Here is an 18,863-nt window from a genome sequence, read left to right on the forward strand (position 1 = left end):
TTATTCATTTGGAGAGGAATCAGGAATAGAAACGCGTTCCGTAACTCTAGCTTTAAAACACACTACTCGAGTTTGTTCATTTAGCGTTAACTGATAAGCAGGGCCAGCTAACATCTGCAAGGCCTCTCTCAATTTCATTGGACCGAATTGTTGATGAACTTTTGGTAGAGGGCGAGAATAAAGTGTTAATAAATCAGACTGACCGAATGCCGGGCAAAGTGAAATCCCCGTATTTGACAACGTATTTTTAATGCCTTGCTCAACATTTAATGACTGATTCTTTTTTGTTTTCATCTTGATAACAACAGCCTGCTCGAGTAAATACTTCTGTCCCAACTGCGCATCAATATTTGTTAATTGATAACGATCTGTACGCACAACACTAGGCTCTAAAGCATCTTGCTGCTGGTAAATGTCTGGTGAAACCACCTCTGATTTAAAAACTTGGGCTGTTTGGATTGATTTATTTTGGGTAGCTGATTGCGCCGTTACAACCGGCATAGGTACCACATTAGTATCAGTCTGAGTTTTTTTGTTCCCAGAATGATTACTGCAACCAGTCAAAACAAACAAACCGGCAATCGCGCAAGCAAGCAACTGTTTTTTCATTTTCATCTCCTTAATGTGCAATATTGATCACAACATAAAGAAGACAGAGAAAAAAATGAATAGGAAATTGATTATCCAAAAAAATCAATAAAAACTTCATTAAAAAGAATATTGCTGATTCAAGACTCGACAAAATTGTTGTGCAATCTTTTTTAAATAAGGAGCAACACTTTCATTGTATCGCCCTCTATGCTGATCTATTAGCCATTTTTGATTTTTTCCTTGTCCACTCAGACATAAACCAAGTGTAGAGTAATAAGGCTTTACATTTTTATCTTTATAATTGTGCTTAACTGAAAATGCTAAATAACGCCCTGCATCACAGAGATCAGTATAAGTAAAAATACAATGATTCATTCGTTGTCCTTCTTCATATAAGGCTTTCCCTGTCGTCAGTGCAGTAAATTCAACCTCATCAATCTTATAATAAGACACATTACTGTCCCAAAATTTTGCTAACTGTTGTTGATGTTCTTCATCTTTTCGGCGTTGAAGCTCTTCAATAAGTTGGCGATGCCACTGCTCATTACGCTCAATTAAATGTTCCCACGTCGGAGGTAGTCCACGCCTCCCTCCTTCATTACTAGATAAATAGGTTGCAATATCTTGAAGCTCTTCTATAGCGTCATTTTTCAAATAACTTCTTAACTCTCTAATTCCTCTATTTTTCCAAAAGTCTAGAGCATATCGGATAAATAATCTAAGTAAACGTTGTTTATTTTGTTCCGAAATATATTGCTCTTCTAAAATACGTCCAGACATAAAAATCATAATTTGCAAACATACTGGAAGTTTTTCTGATACACCAGGTTGCATTAATACAGAAAGAATATATCCTCGACAATCCCGATTCTGCTGCAACCAAACTCTAATAAATTTAGATGATTGCTTTTTTATCCAACTCCATTGTTGTTTTGTTTCACAATATACTGGACTACGAAATTCTCTACTTCTAGAAGATTTATTTACCCAATAATCATAACTAAACAAGTTTGGATCATCCCAATAAGTGGGTTTAATTTGGCTTAATAATGGTAAGAGATTTGGATATTCACGGCTTACCCGTGCTAATTTAGCAATATGTTTTTGATAAAAAAGATAATGACCTAAATGAGCCCCATATCCCTCAATTCTGAAAACTGCTGAAATAATAGACTTATCCCAAAAATATTGCCATAACCATTTAGTTATGTGTTTTGTATGATTAGGAGCATTTCTAAATATGATCGTTCTATGATGTAAATATTTTTTGAGCAAGTCAATAAGTGTCGATATAAAATAAGATGATAACTCTTTATACTCAGGATGTTTTATTCTCAGATATTCAACAATTTTTATAATTACATTTTCTTGTACATAGAACAAATAGTTTAAAGAAAGATTAAGAAAAGGTATTGTATAACAATATTTCAACTTTTTCTTTGCTCGCTCTCTCTTCCATTTCTGTGATTTCAAACACCAGTATTCTACTTTAATTTGTCCCGTTTTATGTTTCTTTGTGTAACGATAGAAGTTAAACAATATTAAAACTGACTCATTTTTATTATTTTCTAACCGATAGACTTCATAAAATTTATTTTCATAAATAAAACTCTTACAGATCTGATAAAATTCAGTAAGTTCAGGATTATTAAATAAAATTCTCTTAGACATATTTATAATTCATAAAAGGCTTCATCTATTTTTTCAATTTAGATAGTTACGAATTTCTTCAACAGTGGGATTTTTCTCTATAAGACGACTGTATGATTTTTTTCTGATATAACTTAGATATTCATCTTCAGAAATATCATTTTTTACAATTTCATAACTTTGTAAAAGAGCAAGTGATTCTTGATACAATTCCTGATGCTGTTCAGATATTGAAATTGGCTTTTTGATTTTGTCATAAATAAGAATAAAAACAGCAAGAATTACTAATAAAAAACTTATTCCCCAAAAAACATCAGGATATTCTTGCGAAGAAGCAGCGAAAGAGAAGAATGGCAATGTCATTATCATTAAAAACACCTGAAAAACTGTTATCAACTTATTACTACTCTCGCTTTGAGGGAATAGTTCAATATTAATTTTTTGTACATTGTTAACTTCACAAAGTATGTTAAAAATATTCTGATGAAATTTGCTCATTTTTTCTCCATTAAGATATTATAAAAAATATTTTTTATATACCAAATCTATTTTTACACGTTCTCTATTTTTAATATATTTCTTCAATCATTTAATTATTGATAGTAACTTTACAAGTAGATGTATCTGTGAACTGTATAATAATCTCAGAATCTCGATTAATTTTTATTTGTTCTTGTCCTTTATTGCGTTGTAATTCAAAGTTGTAGCAATAATTATTTAAATTCAGATCATCTATTTGTTTTGAAGGTTCCATATCCAAAATAATTGAAAATACTCTAAAAAAAAGAATAGAGGATATTACAGAAAAAATAAAAACAGATACATACCGCCCCATTTTTATACTCCTTCATTCTTTTCAATTTCTACAAGTAACTTATATAATCTCCTATATGTTTGAGTCCCTTTAACAATGTTTTTTTCAATTTCAAAATCTCCGTAATGATAACCGCCATTGGGCTCATCCACTATGTCACGATATCTTAATTTAATATCTCGCGTTTCTCTATCTAAGGAGATAAAACATTCGCCAATATTTCCTTGTATCCAAACAAATACATTACCATCAGTAATGGTAATATTTTTATGTCTTAAATTGAGAGTCTCTATAGCTAATTTATTTAAATCTCTTTCTATATTACTCATCTATCACTCCTTATTTCTTTCAACAATTTTATATTGTTTAAAAAAAGCCTGAACCGAAAAACCTATAGCGATTCCAACAATAATACCTAAAAAGAACATATCTACTCCTTATATTTATCTATTTTCTCAAGTTGCTTATCCATTACCTTCTGACCACATAACACCATTCTTATACACAAGAGAATTAATATGATTAAAAGCAAATAAAATATTATCTGTAATACCGCAATCAATTATTTTTCTCCTATTTTAATAAAAGGTAATGCACCATTCGGAGTCATTGTTGTCGGCAAAATCCCATTCCATTTTTCTGCTGCAGTTAATTCAACAAGCTGTTGATTTTCCTTTAATGCTTCCCCTTTCGCACGAATAGCTGCCGCTTCTGCCTCACCTGCAAGACGCACCTTTTCAGCATCTGCTTTCGCTTGAATAATCTCAGCATCCGCCTTTGCCTGAGCGTTTACTTTTACAATCTCTGCTTGCTTCTGCTGGATAATGAGTTCACGTTCCGCTGTCTGAATTGCTACATTCTTTTGAACGCTTTCCTCTACCCTTTTTTCATACTCTTTATTAAATTGAATGACTGTTTGAACAGCGGTAATTTCAATCGGATAACCCTTAACTGCATCACGAATTTGAGCGGTAATATCTGTAGTTAATTTCGCTCTATTTTCCAGAGCTCTTTGTGCTGTATATCCACTAAATACGATTTCAAGAGCCTGTCTACTTCTCGGTTCAACCAACTGATTAATCATATTTTCGGTAGTACGATAATTTTTATATACAGCAACAGGATCTGTTAATTTATAGGTAATAACCAATGCGGTAGTCACAGTTTGAGCATCTCTTGTATAAGCAGAAATGCCGGTGATCTTGTCTCTTTCATCATCAAAAGAACCTATAACTTCTTTTTGCTCCCTTGTTGAAAATTTAATGTCATCTTCTAACCAAGAACGCCAATGTAGACCAGCTGATTTTGTTTCTACAATTTCGCCATACTTGGTTACTAACCCTAACTCCCCCTCATCTACTGAAAAAGGAGAACAACCACTTAAAAAACGGCGAAGATAAAAAGAATAGGAAATTGAATAGACAATTTGATCAAAAAAAATAGCGACCGAAGTCGCTATTTTTAAAATGGACAAATTAAGCTAATTAATAATTAGCTTTAACTTTATCTAAAATTTCGAAAATGCCATTATTTATATAACTTTATGCAGTCCAGATAATCCTGTACTGAATAAATGGATTTTCCATCAATTCTCAGATGAGTATCGTAAGAATTATTAAAGATGAATATAACTATCAGCAGAGAGGAAAAATTCTCCATCTTTGCTAAGGTTCTTTGCTTTTGAAATTCTAGATAGGAATTTATGTAGTGTATAAAAATACATATCCATTCCCGATCCAATAATGACTAAATTATCGCCGTCTATTTTAGCGTTATTTACGGAAGCAATGACTTTTGTTACTTCCAAAAGTTCATTGTCTTTAAGCACATAAATTCGCGCTTTTCTACTCTTTCCAGAACGGGCAATATTATTGACTACATAGTAAAACAGATACTTTTTATTTCTGTTTTTCCATATGTAATTAATCAATTGTTGAGTATTCATAGCATTTCTCCTAAATTCTAAAAATAAAGGGAAACACTACGCCCACCGGGAATAATGTTTCCCAGATGGGTTAAGATAAAAGATAAGTTATTTAATAAGTTGATTTTCTTGTATATATTGCAATGAGAAAGCTCGTTTACCGATAATCTCTTCCACTTTATTCGGTGAAAGTCCGGCATCCAAAAGCTCTTTTCTTAAAGCATCAATAGAACGATTAAACGCTTCTCTTGCTGCTTGAACACCATCATCAAATACCTCAGCATCACCGGACACTCGGGCATCAATAAAGTGAAAAAGAATTAATGAATAAACTTCATCAATCCCATTAATACGCCGACACCGGCAAGAATAAATCCTGCCATTTTGTACATCGCCGAAATTAATCTGACTTCAAGCTAATAACTATAGTAGTCTAAATGAAGGGAAAAGACCAACAGTATTGCTGTTGGTCTCATTGATTAGAATGGAAGCTCATTGCCATCTTCCTGAACCAAAATTTCTTCTGGTAATAGTAATGCTTCAACAGCTTGAGCTTGTTGAGACTGCTCAACGGGTTCTGGCTGCGCTAGCTCTTCTTTTGGTGAAGAATAAACTAGCTTCCCATTAACTTTAATCATATTAATGTTAATCAAACGACCTTTAAGCATTGTGCCAACATCACCTTTCTTGTGATATTTACTCTCTGTTGTATAGGTAAAGGTATCTACCCACAAATCTGCAATCACAAATGAAATTAATACTTTTTTCTCCATATTAACCGCATTTTGACAGCGACGAATAAGATTTGCAGCATCATTCCCCACAACATTCACATCAAAATAACGATATTCTGGCTCTTTCGCATCACCCGTTAATGCGGCAATGCGACAAGCAAGGAAAGGATTTCCTTTTTTAGGCTTAACTTCTCGAATATTGTTTAAATATCCGATTCCTGTTGTGTGAAGATTAAAATAAGTTTTAGCTTGTTGAGTTTGGGTATTCATAATGTCTCTCCTAAAAATAAAAAAAGCGGAGAAACATCCTTACCCAACACGGGAAAAATGTTCCCCGCCAGGGTTAAAAATAAAATTCTGTTAAACAAACACTCACCATCGCTTACGCGACAGAGGCTGGTCTCAAAGTGCTCGCAGCCTTAGAAAGGGCGGTGAATTTTAAAAACCGTCACCTCGGTTTAAAGGGCGACCATACATTCAAGCAACGCTTGAACACGGCATTACAGGTCAGCCGTTATAAATGCTATCAACGATAGCGATTTAACAGTTAACATTAAACAAGCAATTTCAACAAAATAAAATAATTTATTGATTAAACAGTCTGATCAAAAAAAGTCCAGAGCTTACATACTGAAAAAAACTTAGCTATAACTACAATTTAAGAGGAGGATGGATAACTTTTCAGTTATCCATCTGTTTGATGTGATTTTTGGAAGGGTTAACTAGGTACAAGAATGAGCAAACTTTTCCAAAACACTAACCGATTACATTAAAACAATAACAACAAAGAAATAAAACAATTTTTTAATTTAAGATTCTCATCAAAAAAACACCTTCCTATTTTTAACAATTTTTTAACCTGATTACACTGTGATCAGTGTTTATATTTTAATCAATTTTAAAATATTGAATATTGTAACTATTAACCTGATCACACTGCGATCAGTGACTAAAAAACATACAATTATAAAATTTAAGGTGAATCTATTGCAAAACAATCTCTTCAATGTTTTTATTCTCATCGTCTTCTTGAAGATATTCCAACAATTTCTCTATTGTTTCATTTCCAGTAAGTAAATCATTCATAATACATCTTGCTAAATACTCAGCTCCTGTATCATTATCCTTATTCAGAAATTTAATGCTGAACCCGGTATCATCAAACTCAAATCTCATTTTCACTGAAAACGAAAGCAACACTTCATTATATTCAAGATACAGCCGAAACTTATCTTTAAAAAAACCAAAGAGCAGAACGAGGTTTCTATTCATATACTCTATTAATTGCTCTACTTTCTCTTGCGGAAAAGTATCACTTGCGTCCCATACAATATGTATGCTGATTTCATCAGCTTGTGAATAATCCATTGTTACTGAAAATTTTACATCCTCGATTTGTGCCATCTTTATCCTCATTAAAAAGTAAAGGTTAAGGGTAATTTCCCTCTGAAGGTAAGGGGTTCACCCCTTACCTTTAAAAGGCCTTTTAGTCCAGGTTTTACATATGTATTCAAAATAGAGATTACATATTAGCAAATAATAGCATTTACCTACTTTTTGATTACACCCTATATTAAATTTCTATTTATGTGAAAAACACCCTTTTCCAATTAATGATTAAAAAACAACCACTGATCACACTGCGATCAGTGGTTGTTTTTTATACATAAAAGAAAATTTGCAGCATAATCTCACCGACCATACTGCAACTATAAAAATTACGTCAAAGATGACAATTTTGAATTGAGCTTATCACCACGATAATAAGCTATTGAAGAGTTTGACGAAAAAGAAAGTTTAAATAATTAATTGTTCCCTCTGAAATACCATAATTATTCTCCCCATCCACTGATCACTAAGTCGTCCCAATCAGTTTGACAATAGCGCTGACGCACAAAGGGCGAGCATTTTTCACCACTGCCCCGTGGTTTAGCAAAAGAATATCGTGGGATTTTATTTATTCCCATCATTGGAAACAAATAAAATCCCACGACATATAGACAAATAAAAAATGATTATAGATGAGATTGCATTTACTCTGTTAAGAGAGACCATATTTCAAAACGCTCGACAACTTAGTTCAAGTCAGCAGTTGTCTCAAACGGTCATTTACGACATTCCTCGCGTGAGCTACCACAGAACCGCAAGTTCAGTCTTAAAGGGCGTAACTTTGACGTAAGTTACCAACGATTTGCAATCTCTATTGTAAATAGATTATTGTGATTTTCCAACCCTTTTTCTTGAGCCAATATTTTCTATTGCCGTACAAGTAGGATAATTGGAGCAGCCCCAAAAATCTCCGTTTTTACCTTTTCTTCTTCTCATTGCTGCACCACATTTAGGGCATATCTTTTCAGCTTTCACTTGAATTGCCATACTCCCAGAACCAATCATTGATTTCACTACGTGGGAAATAAATTGATTCTGCTTATCCATAAAATCCTGTAATAACATCTTACCTGAAGCAATATCATTTAACGCCTGTTCCCATAATGCAGTCATACCCGGATCTTTAATAATATCCGGCAACCCATCAATTAAAGATTTACCAGCTGAAGTTGCAACAATTTCCTTGCGCTTTTTCTCAAGGTAACCTCGCTTAAATAATGTTTCAATCACTTCTGCTCGAGTAGCTTCTGTACCAAGCCCCTCAGTTTCTCTTAGTCTCTGCTTTAATCGAGCATCTGTAACGAACCGAGCCGCATTTTTCATTGCGGCAATTAATGTTCCCTCAGTGTAATGCTTAGGCGGTGTAGTTTTCAAAGTTAAAACATCACTATCAACAACATTACACGATTGCCCCTGCCGCAAGGATGGTAGCGATTGTTCTTCATCATCATCATTCCTGTCTTGCTGAAACAGAGCCTTCCATCCCATATTTATTACTTGCTTACCTTTTGAAATAAACGTCTGTTCATTACCAGATAACAGCACACTCGTATTATCCTCCTCATATAATGGTAGAAACTGAGCAAAATAATGCTTGCGTACAAGCTGATAAACCTTTAATTCATCGTCACTCATCTTACTCAAATCAACTTTTTGAGTTGTCGGAATAATGCCGTGGTGAGCCGTAATTTTACTATCATTCCAAACTCTGGAACGAAGAGATATATCTAATTTTGCTACAATATTTCTAACTTGAGGATCTGATTCAGATACAGCTTTTAGCACAAGCGGAATTTCATCAATCATTGATTCGGGTAAATAACCACAATCGGTTCTTGGATATGTCGTTGCTTTATGTGTCTCATATAATGACTGTGCTATCTTTAGCACTTGTGCTGCTCCCATACCAAATAATCTAGAGCAAGTTTGCTGTAACGTCCCGAGATCAAATGCAAGTGGAGGCATCTCTTTTTTGCGCTTAGTTTCAATATTATCTATTTTAAGTGTCTTCGATAGTTGTCTTTGCACTTGCGTAATCACACTGTAATCAATACATCTTCCCTCATCATCGCAAACCGATTCTGTCGGTTGCCAATAAGCACAAAATCCATCAAGGTTTACTTTTAAACGATAGAAAGGCTTAGAAACAAAGTTTTCAATTTCACGATCTCGCTGTACTACAATCGCCAGTGTCGGACTCTGTACTCGCCCAACACTCATCACACCTTGATACCCTTGCTTTTGAGCGATGAGAGTAAATAATCTCGTCAGGTTCATCCCAACTAGCCAGTCAGCTCTCCCTCTTGCTAATCCTGCGGCATACAAAGGTTTTGTTTCTGCATCAGATTTTAAATTAGCCAATGCTTTTCTAATGCTGCCATCATCTAAAGCGGACAACCAAAGTCTCTGCACCTTTCCTTTATAATTAGCCATATCTAATAATTCACGCGCAATAACCTCACCTTCTCTATCGGGGTCAGTTGCAATAACAATATGATTAGCTTTTTTAATTAATCCCATTACAACTTTATATTGTTTAGCTGTTTCTTTCTTTACCTTCATCATCCACTTGTCTGGAATAATCGGCAAATTATCAAAACCCCATTTTTTATAGGATTCATCATAATCCTGAGGTTCAGCCTGCTCAACTAAATGACCGATTCCCCAAGTCACAAATGTTTGCTGATCTGGACTCGATAAATATCCTTCCCCTCTTTTTGTTGCACCAATAAACTTCCCAATATCCCGTCCTTGCGATGGCTTCTCGCATAAAATTAATTTCATTCCGCTCTTCTCCACTCGCCATCTATATTTCCTACCTTCAAATCAGTTTTCGTTAAATCAGTCATAACTTTATCTCCTATCATTACAAAATACTTTTGATTAAATTTTACTCATTGATTACATTGCGATCACTGATTAAAATTTAATCACTGATCACACTGCGATCAGTGGCCATTTTTTAATCAATAAAATTTATCTTTATTTTTCATATAGATACAATTTATAAGATCACTTTCGAAATGAGCCATAACTACTATTACCGCTATAACGAGTGATATTTGACAGGATTTAGATTAAGAGACCAACACGATCCGAACAATAATAAATTGTATTTTAGAATTAAGAAAATATCTGACAGATAAAAAAGGTAAGGCTCACACCTTACCTTTATTTTTTCCTTGCTGATACAACTGTTCTATTTCATTAATTTTTTCTGCGCATTCTTTCGCCTGTCGGTAAATGAAGTTCATTACTGACATTTGCGCATTAAACGCTATGCGATCTTTTTCCAATGCAATTAATGCTTCTTTAATTTCTTCCGGCACATTTTTATCTTGAATCAACTGATCCCAAGCATATTTACCTGTACGGTTTCGCAGTTGATTACGCCATCGCAAGAACTTTCCCCCAGAGGAGCTATTATGATCAATAATGAACACTATCGGAACGTGGTTCAATGGATACTCTTTTGCCCCATTTACAATATTCCGTCCCAATTCGAATAACTCAGCGCGGGCATCCTTTATCATTTGTGCTAATGCTTTGTATTCATCAGCATTATCGATTGGACCAAATAATGTTTTTAACCCCGTATTCAACGGGGTATTAAACACTAATTTTTTATAATCTTCTTTATCTAATGAACGATATTTCATCCAATCTCCTTATCAACTGCTTCAGACTTCTCATCATTATCTTCTGCTTCAGCAAACAAAGCTATATTGACAGGCGCAAATTGACTACGAGTTTTTCCAGAAAGAATATCTTCCGGCAATTTACCAAACCGCGCAATCGCAGCCAAAGCATTAGCTGTACCAGCTCTCATATCCGCTCGGCTAACTCCGGCATCCTGATACCGTTGGATTAAACCAAAAACTGAGCGTACAAGATGAGCAGCTTGTTCTACTAAATTTCTAACCTCTTGTCTTGGCATAATTGCAATGTGTGCTGCTGTCATTGCTACAGTAGTGAAATAATCAAAATCAGCTAACAGATAAATTAACTGATATCCGATAGAAGACCTGATAGCTAATGGGATTTTCGCTGGATCAACATTAAAACTATTTTTCAGTTCAATGGCTCCCGGCACATTTTCAGCATAAATATCAGTCATTTTATCTGCTAATTTAGCCATTTTTTCACGAGTAGATAAAATTTTACTCTCAATTTTCATTAAATAAGCATCTGCATACGGATCATCTTGCGCAGCGTGTTGGGTAATTCTATTTAAAATCGATAAACACACCGGAACGCTGATAATCCGAGTTATTTGCTTATTATCTTTATTGACATTTTTACCCTGCCAGAGTCGTGTGGCATATTGGGTTTGCAACGTTAAAGTGATATCAGTGCGTAAAGCACCGATTGAGTTTACATCAGCCATAGTATCGTATCCTTTTTGTTGTTAATTGAATAAAACCTCATCATATGTTTTCGCTATATGAATACAATAAACTATTAGATACTCGTTTTTATCAAAAAAATATGGTTATTTTTTAAGCAGTGATCGCAGTGTGATCAGGTTAAATATTTGTTAAATTTTAACATTTTTATAATATTTGCTTTATTTTTGTATAATAAATGACCTAATATACTCAGTATGATTAAAAAATAAGCACTGGTCACACTGCGATCACTGCTTATTTTTTAACCTTTTCAGTGTTTATAGATAAAAAAGCCGGTTATTCACCGGCAAACGCTTTACACTCATTACTAAGGGGAATAAGAATTAAAAAGGAAACGGCTCATCTTCAATGATTTGAATTTCCGCTTCAGGAGAAATATGTTCTTCTGTCTGTTTGTTTTGTTGAATAACTGGTTTACTGCTTATTAATTGTAACTGCTCACCAATAATTGAAGTTGTCCAGCGATCTACATTTTTATCATCAGTCCATTTTTGTGTACGTAAATAGCCGGTCACAAAAACTTTACTGCCCTTGTGCAGATAATCTTTGGCAATTTCTGCTAATCTTCGATATAGCACAATTCTGTGCCATTCGGTTAATTCTTGTCTTTCACCGTTTTTGTCTTTCCAAACGCGACTTGTTGCTACGCTTAGCATTGCAGTTAAATCGCCGTTCGGCATATAACGTACTTGAGGCGCATCCCCCAAGTTACCCAAAATATTTACCTGATTAACGCCCGGCATTGATTTGTCTCCTCGTGTTGTTTTTTAATTAGAGCTTATTATTCACGCCACGCCGTTAATCACAATGATTAATTGATTTTCCGAAAGCGATAAAAAACTAACCTCGTAATTGCTCTGCCAGTAATTTTGCTTTATTCAGCATATTGGCGAGCTCTTCAGGACTTCTAGTGACTGTCAAAACCGGGTTATTTTGTTTTTTTGTCTGTGAGGTTGGTTTTGCCAAATCTGCTGTTTTGTTCTTAATTTTGCAAAGATACTCGTTAAAGTCTCCCTGTTTCGCTTTTCTTAGCAAGCTACACACATAGCTTAGCGGATTACGAATATCGCCTTTTTCAATGCGTAATGCAGCTTCAGTCATCACGCTCTGAACGACAGCATCAGATAATCTGAGTTGTCTTATTAAATTTTCTAGAGTCTTTTTTTCTAGATCGTTAAATACTTTTAATAAATTATTATTAAATACAGTACTAGTACTGTACTTAGTATATATATTATTAGTACTAGTACTGTACTGAGAAACTAAGTGTTTTTTACTGAGTTCCGTATGAAAATTAGCCGATTTTAGTGGTTTCGTACTGAGTTCCATATCGGAACTAAGCAAATTTTCTCCTTTTTCACTGAGTTCCATTTGGGAACTGGCTATATTTTCATCATTTTTACTGAGTTCCATTTGGGAACTCTGATAATTTTCACTGAGTTCCATATCGGAACTCTGTAAAACTTCATCTTTTTGACTAAGTTCCATTTCGGAACTCTGCAATTTTTTCTCTTTTTCACTGAGTTCCGATTTGTTATCTGTCTCTGTTGTTAATAATTCTGCCATTACTTTTTTCGCTACTGCCGGAGTGCGATTTGAATTTAATGAGGCATCTTGGGATTCATTGAAACGTTTCTGCATCAATGTTAAATATGATACAAAATGAGCGTTGTTTTTATCATTTTTGATTGACTCAATAATATGCTGTGCAACTTCTTGCACGACTCTGTCATTGTGTTTAGTTGACTGAGCAAGTAGTTTTAAATAGGAAGAGTCAAAATGAACGGCATCCGTAATGCCGATAGGCTCATCGTGAATGATGTATACGTTGCCCAAAACTCTTCCTTTCTCATCTCGTTTGGTATCACACAAAGTGAGCCATCTTGTTAATCTCAACAACAATAGCGTTTGACTTACAATTTTTCGTGAAACTTTTTCTTGGCGATAAAGTTTGTCTGAGAGAAGTTCTTGCAACTTCTCATAGCTCGGAAATAAGCTACTAGCAAAGGCTTTTGCGTGGTAACGAATCATTTGCCAAGTATATTTTGCACGAACCGTTAAATAGGGATCTTGTAAGAGTCTTAGAGGGACTGTTTCGTGTGGGTTTCCAAAATAAAACAATCCTGCATTCCCGGTTGTTGTCATAGCTCACCTCCATTTTTTTCCCATCTCTGCACCTGCTTCCAGAGCGTTGTCAAATCAAGATCCAGCTCTTCAGCAATCACCATTAGATTGTCTAAAGCGGTAATATCGTTTAGCTCTCTGTTTTTCTCAGAGAGCTTACAGGCTTCCTGCCATCTATACCAAGCGGCACTAGATTTTTCCGGGTCGGTAAATGCTCGTCTTCCGCTTGAGATTTGCTTCCCGAGCAAACGTCTTCTTTCGCTAACTTCGTGACTTTGCGCGCCAAAAAAATGGCGCATTAATTCAATGCTTGCGCCGAGAACAAGTGCTCTGTCAAACAGATTTTGATATTCTGTTTGATCTTTAGTTCTCTTCAGCATTTTATTTAGTAAATCGTGATTAACACTTACTTTGAAAAAAGTCGTGTTCATATTGCTCAGAAAATGGAGCTCGTCAGTAGTAAGGTTGTTGATTTTTATCAACTCCTCGGTACTAAATCCCAGCTCCTCACAATAGCGTAATTTGCCCATTTTTATCTGAGCAATGAGGTGAGGTAGTATAATTTGATTGATTGTTGGCATCATAATTAACATCCCCGTAAGTGCTGCCTTAATTGACGCGTGACTCTGATAAGCCTAAAGATTTTAACCAGTAATAAATCATTAATTTCCGGCTCAGATTCCATACCTATCAATAATGATTCATTGAGGGTACAAGTTAAATTTTCATTGTGACCATCTGTTGCCAAGCACGACAACAATTGATGTATATTCTCTTGTAAAACGGAGACATTATCTGATTGTGATAATGGCAGAATAGTAAAACTAAAGTCATCATTAATAGGTTCAATGATGGATGATTTAAGGCCGATAATTGACACAATATCAGTCGTTAACCCATACGCTTCAAAGCGAAGTTTTTCAACATTATCAATAGCTGGATAAATTTGCCAGATATCTTCAACAGGCTGACAGCCACTGTTTGCAAATGCAATACCGTTTTGTGCGGCTCGTTGCTGTTTTTGCTCATTAATTGATTGTTGTTTTTCAAATGAGAGTCCGAAATCAGATAACCCATTATCATCAATATTATTGTCTGGTTCAGTTGTTAAAGATTCTTCATCATCTGGTTCAGTCTGATAATCTTCATTTTCTGGTTCAGAATGACCAAAACCATCAAAATCGTTCGTTTTTTGCTCACTGGTCACACTGTGATCAGTGCTTATTTTTTGAGCATCTTCTGATTTTTCATTATTTTGATTATCTGGTTCAGTTTTTAATTCCTGTGAAGGCGTAATATTTTCATTAACTGCTTCAGTTTCTTGATTGGTTGATACATTGGCTTTAGGTTTATTCTCAAGTTCAAAGAGAATATCTTGGTAAGAAACATAATCCGTACCAATTTCATTGACCATATTGCCTATCAATTCATCTTGGAAAATTTCAAATGAATAGTCATCATTATCAAACCTTTTTAAGGTATCTAACCATAATGACTGAAAACTATTGTTATCTTTGTAGTGTAATGCGGTGTATTTATCGAAACACTTTTCCGCATTATTGTATAGGATAAGCAATTTCTCGATTTGCGGTCTTCCCATCCCGTTAAACAATAATGTTGGAATGGCTGGATAGAGTAACTCAATACATTGCTGCATCCGTGCCCATACAGAATAAGTAACGCTATATCCATCGGCTTTTAAGCGCTCTATAAATTTGCGGTGCGAGAGTGATTCACCTAGCTGTTTTTCATAAAACTGTTTTGCTTGGGCAATGCCTAACGCACGTTCAATGAAGCTGAGGTCTCCACGCAGGTCATTTTCAGCTAAATGTCCAATCAAGCAATGTAAATCGCCTTCTGTGTTGTCATCGCTTTCACCTTGCCACGGCTTATATAGACAACGAATGGAGAAATATTTAGGGTCTTGTGTTTCTTCATATAACTCTTTTAATGCCTGCAGACGTGTGTTACCACCGTCAGCGATGATATAAAAATCCTCATTCGGTCGCTTAGTAATGTTAGGTGGAAAATCTAATCCTCTTACTCTGATAGACTCTTTGATCTCTTCAAACTTTGGATTTTGTGTTTTTCTTGGGTTGTTATCAAACGGTCTTAATTCTAACAGCGTGACTGTCCTTAATTCAGGTTCTGCTGTTTGAGTAGCAGTAATCGCTGCGGTGTAATCAGGGCTAGTATTTGGAATTAAACCGACCTGAATGCCTCTCATCAAAGAGGCTTTGCGTTCTTCTTTTGATTTTTGAAAGATATTTTTCATAACTCCTCCTTAATTAGGCATTAGCATAATGAGATGGCTCAAATCGGGAATATTGAGCAGCAAAATAAGATTCTACTGTACCAACTGGGCCGTTACGTTGCTTCCCGATAATTACTTCCGCTAACCCGGTTTTTTCATCATCTTTGCTATAATAATCGTCTCGATGCAGCAATATAATGACGTCTGCATCTTGTTCGATTTGGCCTGAGTCTCTTAAATCTGCGTTGGTTGGACGTTTTATCGCTCGTCCTTCTACGGCTCGATTAAGTTGAGCCAATGCGATTACCGGGCAATTCATCTCTTTCGCTAACGCTTTCAACGCATTAGAAATTTTGCTGATTTCTTCATACCGGTTCGGAGCGGTTGGATAACGCATCAGCTGTAGATAATCGACAAAAATTGCTGCCGGTTGTCCGTGTAATCTTGAGTATTTACGGACTCTTGAGCGTAAAATATCCGCTGTTAATGAGGGAGAATCATCAATGATTAAGCGATTTTCCCATTGTTTAATTGTATTGATTGCTGTTGACAGCTTAGCGAAACCCTCATCATCTAGCAAAAGCGGATTACGCAAGGTTTGCAGTGGAATGTTGCCAACCATTGATAACAATCTAGTGATGATTTGATCTGATGGCATTTCTAGCGAAAAGAACAATACAGGCTGTTCAGATTGCTCTAATGTCGCTTTTATTGACGATAGTAAGAATGCGGTTTTTCCCATTCCCGGTCTGCCTGCGATCACCACGAAATCTGCAGGCTGAAAGCCTGTCGTCATTGTATCTAAATCATCTAATCCTGTTGGGATTCCGCTTACTGCCGAATTTTGAAAGCACGCATTTTCTATTTTGCTCACTGCTGTTTTCAATGCTGCAGAAAGTGAGATATTGCTGGCATCAGTTTGATTGGTGGTTATCTCAAATAACTGTTTTTCAGCACTTGAAATTACATTTTCTATGCTTTCATTTTGTGAGATATTCTGTAATTTCTCACCCAATTTCATCAACTCTCGCACTTTGGCAATGTCACTTAATTTCTTGGCATAGGTTTCAGCGTTGCTTGAAGTAGGCGTATTCTGTACGATATCAACCAAATAGGCGAACATTCCTTCTTGATTGGGATAAGATTTTCTTAAATCGTCTTCTAAGATCAGAATATCAATACTTTCGCCATTAGAAAGTCTGTTTTTGATTGCTTTGAAAGCGATTTGATGCCAATTGAGTGAAAAGTCTTTTTCTGACACGATATCTGAAATATTATCAAATACGTCATTATCAATCAGTAATGCTCCAATCACAGCTTTTTCTACCTCTATTGAACGATTCATTAAGGCATTGTTATTTTTTTGTCCCATATTATTTCCTCCTATTGTTGAAAGTAAGGTGCAAATTGAGGAAATAATGTTGAACAGAGCTTCTTCATTGTTTCAAATTCAGACTCTCTGTATTTATGGATCGGTGTACAAAGCGTATTTGCCTCTCTGTAAGCAACGCGAGATGGAATAGTGAGGTCAAGAAACTCAGCTTGATAGCCTTGTTGTTTAAATTGGGGTTCATTGAATATTTGATGCAGTTGTGCAATAACATCTTTTGCATCATTGGTATTGTCGACACGATTAGCAACCGCTTTGATTGGCGGTAAATGCAAGCCCAATGCTTCATATGTGCTTAAATCCGCATATAAGCTCAACGTGCCTCTTAAAAATTCACGCGTTGATAACAGCTCCGGAAGGAGTGGAGAGAGAATTAAATCACTGGCAAGCACTGACATTTCTAGGGTGATGTCTCGCGTACCGCGAGTATCGATCACAATCAAATCGTACCCTTGAATTTGTTTTAATAAATGATTAAAACGAATAACACCGTCCGGCGAATTTCTTAAAAGTAGGCTAATTTTGCCGGTTGGATCATTAGATTTGATTAAATCGAGATTTGGAATAACGGTGTGAGAGATGATCTCACTGTGATTGAGATTCTTGTTGATCAAAAACTCATAAATACCGCCCTCTGCAATATAGTCCAGCTCATAATATGAACTTAGAGACGGCTGAACATCGGTATCGATCATCAAGACTTTAAGTCCGTGATCAGCACAAAATGCAGAAATATTAGCTGCATTTGTGGTTTTAGTAACGCCACCTTTAGTGGATAGAATAGTTGTGATGAATGGTTTTTTCATATGTGGTAACTCTTTGTTGATTAAAGAAAATTTATCAACATCAAACAACCAAAATATGTTTCTACAGGACTTGAATCTGTTTGAAAACAAACCAATCAAAGAGATGGTGCCTAGGGCCGGACTCGAACCGGCACACCCGAAGGCGGTTGATTTTGAATCAACTGCGTCTACCAATTTCGCCACCCAGGCATCAGTGAACGAGGTGCATTATACGGATGTTTAAGACGGTTGCAAGCATAAAATTCACGAAAATGTTCGTTCGGTGCTATTTTCAACAATTTTAGCTGAATTGTATTTTTCTTATCCGATATTGCACCTATTTTTTATGATTTCCCTATGATTAACGACAAAATTCCGGCAGCAATTAATGGCCCGACAGGCACTCCACCTAAAAAAGCGACTCCCAAAATGGTGCCAATCAATAACCCAGTTACTAATGTCGGATAGGCACTCATCAAAGAAACACCTCTACCACCCAACCAAGCAACCAAAATACCTACAGTAATAGCTAAAAACATTTTCCAGTGCAATAATTGTTTTAACTCCGGCAAACTGATTTTTCCTGATACTAATGGGCTTAATACACCGATAGTTAAGATAATAATCCCTATTGTTAAACCGTATTTATCGAGCCAAACAATATGTTTTGCTAACGGTGTTTGTTGCATTAGTAATAATACCGATGCCGCCACAGTGACCGAACTATTATGTCCAATAACGCCTAGTGCAATTAAAGCGACTAAAAAAAGTGCTATCCCATTAAATTGTAAAGACATTT

General features: G+C 35.5%; 18 protein-coding genes, 1 tRNA gene and 1 pseudogene. All 20 read right to left on the bottom strand.

What is annotated here, in order from left to right:
• Entirely contained in the window at positions 1–609 is a 609-nt protein-coding gene (locus P375_RS05820; protein WP_013745183.1) for an integrating conjugative element protein PilL, read from the bottom strand.
• Between the two features lie 99 nt (positions 610–708).
• A complete protein-coding gene (locus tag P375_RS05825; protein ID WP_039135411.1) occupies positions 709–2,262 on the bottom strand; it encodes a PcfJ domain-containing protein in 1,554 nt (517 codons plus the stop codon).
• Between the two features lie 33 nt (positions 2,263–2,295).
• Positions 2,296–2,739 (bottom strand): hypothetical protein, encoded by a 444-nt coding sequence (locus P375_RS05830; RefSeq protein ID WP_039135413.1) that lies wholly within the window; start codon positions 2,737–2,739, stop codon positions 2,296–2,298.
• Between the two features lie 339 nt (positions 2,740–3,078).
• Positions 3,079–3,384: a hypothetical protein gene (locus P375_RS05840; protein ID WP_039135416.1), complete on the bottom strand. Its 306-nt coding sequence runs from the start codon at positions 3,382–3,384 to the stop codon at positions 3,079–3,081.
• A gap of 233 nt (positions 3,385–3,617) precedes the next feature.
• Entirely contained in the window at positions 3,618–4,529 is a 912-nt protein-coding gene (locus tag P375_RS05845; RefSeq protein ID WP_245176429.1) for an SPFH domain-containing protein, read from the bottom strand.
• 141 nt (positions 4,530–4,670) lie between these two features.
• Entirely contained in the window at positions 4,671–5,000 is a 330-nt protein-coding gene (locus P375_RS05850; RefSeq protein ID WP_013745192.1) for a hypothetical protein, read from the bottom strand.
• A gap of 87 nt (positions 5,001–5,087) precedes the next feature.
• Positions 5,088–5,252: pseudogene (locus tag P375_RS05855) on the bottom strand (virulence factor); the annotation flags it as partial.
• 206 nt (positions 5,253–5,458) lie between these two features.
• Positions 5,459–5,983: an STY4534 family ICE replication protein gene (locus tag P375_RS05860; RefSeq protein WP_039135419.1), complete on the bottom strand. Its 525-nt coding sequence runs from the start codon at positions 5,981–5,983 to the stop codon at positions 5,459–5,461.
• A 714-nt stretch (positions 5,984–6,697) separates the two neighbouring features.
• On the bottom strand, positions 6,698–7,117 hold the full coding sequence (locus tag P375_RS05865; RefSeq protein ID WP_039135422.1) for a hypothetical protein: 420 nt from the start codon (positions 7,115–7,117) through the stop codon (positions 6,698–6,700).
• 810 nt (positions 7,118–7,927) lie between these two features.
• The gene (locus tag P375_RS05870) at positions 7,928–9,886 is read right to left on the bottom strand and encodes a DNA topoisomerase III (RefSeq protein ID WP_018347287.1); all 1,959 of its coding nucleotides are present in this window, start codon (positions 9,884–9,886) and stop codon (positions 7,928–7,930) included.
• Between the two features lie 374 nt (positions 9,887–10,260).
• Complete coding sequence (locus P375_RS05875; RefSeq protein ID WP_013745198.1) at positions 10,261–10,761, bottom strand: DUF3158 family protein; 501 nt, start codon at positions 10,759–10,761, stop codon at positions 10,261–10,263.
• Positions 10,758–11,489 carry a PFL_4669 family integrating conjugative element protein gene (locus P375_RS05880; protein WP_039135426.1) on the bottom strand — a complete coding sequence of 244 codons (732 nt, stop codon included), beginning with the start codon at positions 11,487–11,489 and terminating at the stop codon, positions 10,758–10,760. Before P375_RS05880 ends, P375_RS05875 begins: the two co-directional genes overlap by 4 nt.
• A gap of 345 nt (positions 11,490–11,834) precedes the next feature.
• Positions 11,835–12,254, bottom strand: a complete 420-nt coding sequence (gene ssb, locus P375_RS05885; RefSeq protein WP_039135429.1) for a single-stranded DNA-binding protein — start codon at positions 12,252–12,254, stop codon at positions 11,835–11,837.
• Positions 12,255–12,351: 97 nt separating this feature from the next.
• Positions 12,352–13,656 carry an STY4528 family pathogenicity island replication protein gene (locus P375_RS05890; protein ID WP_039135430.1) on the bottom strand — a complete coding sequence of 435 codons (1,305 nt, stop codon included), beginning with the start codon at positions 13,654–13,656 and terminating at the stop codon, positions 12,352–12,354.
• Complete coding sequence (locus P375_RS05895) at positions 13,653–14,219, bottom strand: DUF2857 domain-containing protein (protein WP_013745203.1); 567 nt, start codon at positions 14,217–14,219, stop codon at positions 13,653–13,655. Before P375_RS05895 ends, P375_RS05890 begins: the two co-directional genes overlap by 4 nt.
• Before the next feature lie 2 nt (positions 14,220–14,221).
• Positions 14,222–15,910, bottom strand: a complete 1,689-nt coding sequence (locus tag P375_RS05900) for a ParB family protein (RefSeq protein WP_039135433.1) — start codon at positions 15,908–15,910, stop codon at positions 14,222–14,224.
• A 13-nt stretch (positions 15,911–15,923) separates the two neighbouring features.
• Positions 15,924–17,261 (bottom strand): replicative DNA helicase, encoded by a 1,338-nt coding sequence (gene dnaB / locus P375_RS05905; RefSeq protein WP_039135437.1) that lies wholly within the window; start codon positions 17,259–17,261, stop codon positions 15,924–15,926.
• Between the two features lie 11 nt (positions 17,262–17,272).
• Complete coding sequence (locus P375_RS05910) at positions 17,273–18,085, bottom strand: ParA family protein (RefSeq protein WP_039135440.1); 813 nt, start codon at positions 18,083–18,085, stop codon at positions 17,273–17,275.
• Positions 18,086–18,189: 104 nt separating this feature from the next.
• Positions 18,190–18,274 (bottom strand) — tRNA-Leu (locus tag P375_RS05915).
• A gap of 134 nt (positions 18,275–18,408) precedes the next feature.
• Positions 18,409–18,861, bottom strand: coding sequence for a DUF441 domain-containing protein (locus P375_RS05920; RefSeq protein ID WP_039135444.1), 453 nt, complete (start codon positions 18,859–18,861; stop codon positions 18,409–18,411).
• Positions 18,862–18,863 lie beyond the last annotated feature (2 nt).

The organism is Gallibacterium genomosp. 2 (assembly GCF_000771895.1).
In the GTDB taxonomy this organism is placed as follows: domain Bacteria; phylum Pseudomonadota; class Gammaproteobacteria; order Enterobacterales; family Pasteurellaceae; genus Gallibacterium.

Excerpts from the sequence above, each read along its gene's own strand:
- P375_RS05875 (WP_013745198.1), bottom strand. The coding sequence starts at position 10,761 with ATGAAATATCGTTCATTAGATAAAGAAGATTATAAAAAATTAGTGTTT.
- P375_RS05840 (WP_039135416.1), bottom strand. The coding sequence starts at position 3,384 with ATGAGTAATATAGAAAGAGATTTAAATAAATTAGCTATAGAGACTCTC.
- P375_RS05820 (WP_013745183.1), bottom strand. The coding sequence starts at position 609 with ATGAAAAAACAGTTGCTTGCTTGCGCGATTGCCGGTTTGTTTGTTTTG.
- dnaB (WP_039135437.1), bottom strand. The coding sequence starts at position 17,261 with ATGGGACAAAAAAATAACAATGCCTTAATGAATCGTTCAATAGAGGTA.
- P375_RS05900 (WP_039135433.1), bottom strand. The coding sequence starts at position 15,910 with ATGAAAAATATCTTTCAAAAATCAAAAGAAGAACGCAAAGCCTCTTTG.
- P375_RS05870 (WP_018347287.1), bottom strand. The coding sequence starts at position 9,886 with ATGAAATTAATTTTATGCGAGAAGCCATCGCAAGGACGGGATATTGGG.
- P375_RS05895 (WP_013745203.1), bottom strand. The coding sequence starts at position 14,219 with ATGATGCCAACAATCAATCAAATTATACTACCTCACCTCATTGCTCAG.
- P375_RS05830 (WP_039135413.1), bottom strand. The coding sequence starts at position 2,739 with ATGAGCAAATTTCATCAGAATATTTTTAACATACTTTGTGAAGTTAAC.
- P375_RS05865 (WP_039135422.1), bottom strand. The coding sequence starts at position 7,117 with ATGGCACAAATCGAGGATGTAAAATTTTCAGTAACAATGGATTATTCA.
- P375_RS05825 (WP_039135411.1), bottom strand. The coding sequence starts at position 2,262 with ATGTCTAAGAGAATTTTATTTAATAATCCTGAACTTACTGAATTTTAT.
- P375_RS05880 (WP_039135426.1), bottom strand. The coding sequence starts at position 11,489 with ATGGCTGATGTAAACTCAATCGGTGCTTTACGCACTGATATCACTTTA.
- P375_RS05860 (WP_039135419.1), bottom strand. The coding sequence starts at position 5,983 with ATGAATACCCAAACTCAACAAGCTAAAACTTATTTTAATCTTCACACA.
- P375_RS05910 (WP_039135440.1), bottom strand. The coding sequence starts at position 18,085 with ATGAAAAAACCATTCATCACAACTATTCTATCCACTAAAGGTGGCGTT.
- P375_RS05920 (WP_039135444.1), bottom strand. The coding sequence starts at position 18,861 with ATGTCTTTACAATTTAATGGGATAGCACTTTTTTTAGTCGCTTTAATT.
- P375_RS05850 (WP_013745192.1), bottom strand. The coding sequence starts at position 5,000 with ATGAATACTCAACAATTGATTAATTACATATGGAAAAACAGAAATAAA.
- ssb (WP_039135429.1), bottom strand. The coding sequence starts at position 12,254 with ATGCCGGGCGTTAATCAGGTAAATATTTTGGGTAACTTGGGGGATGCG.
- P375_RS05890 (WP_039135430.1), bottom strand. The coding sequence starts at position 13,656 with ATGACAACAACCGGGAATGCAGGATTGTTTTATTTTGGAAACCCACAC.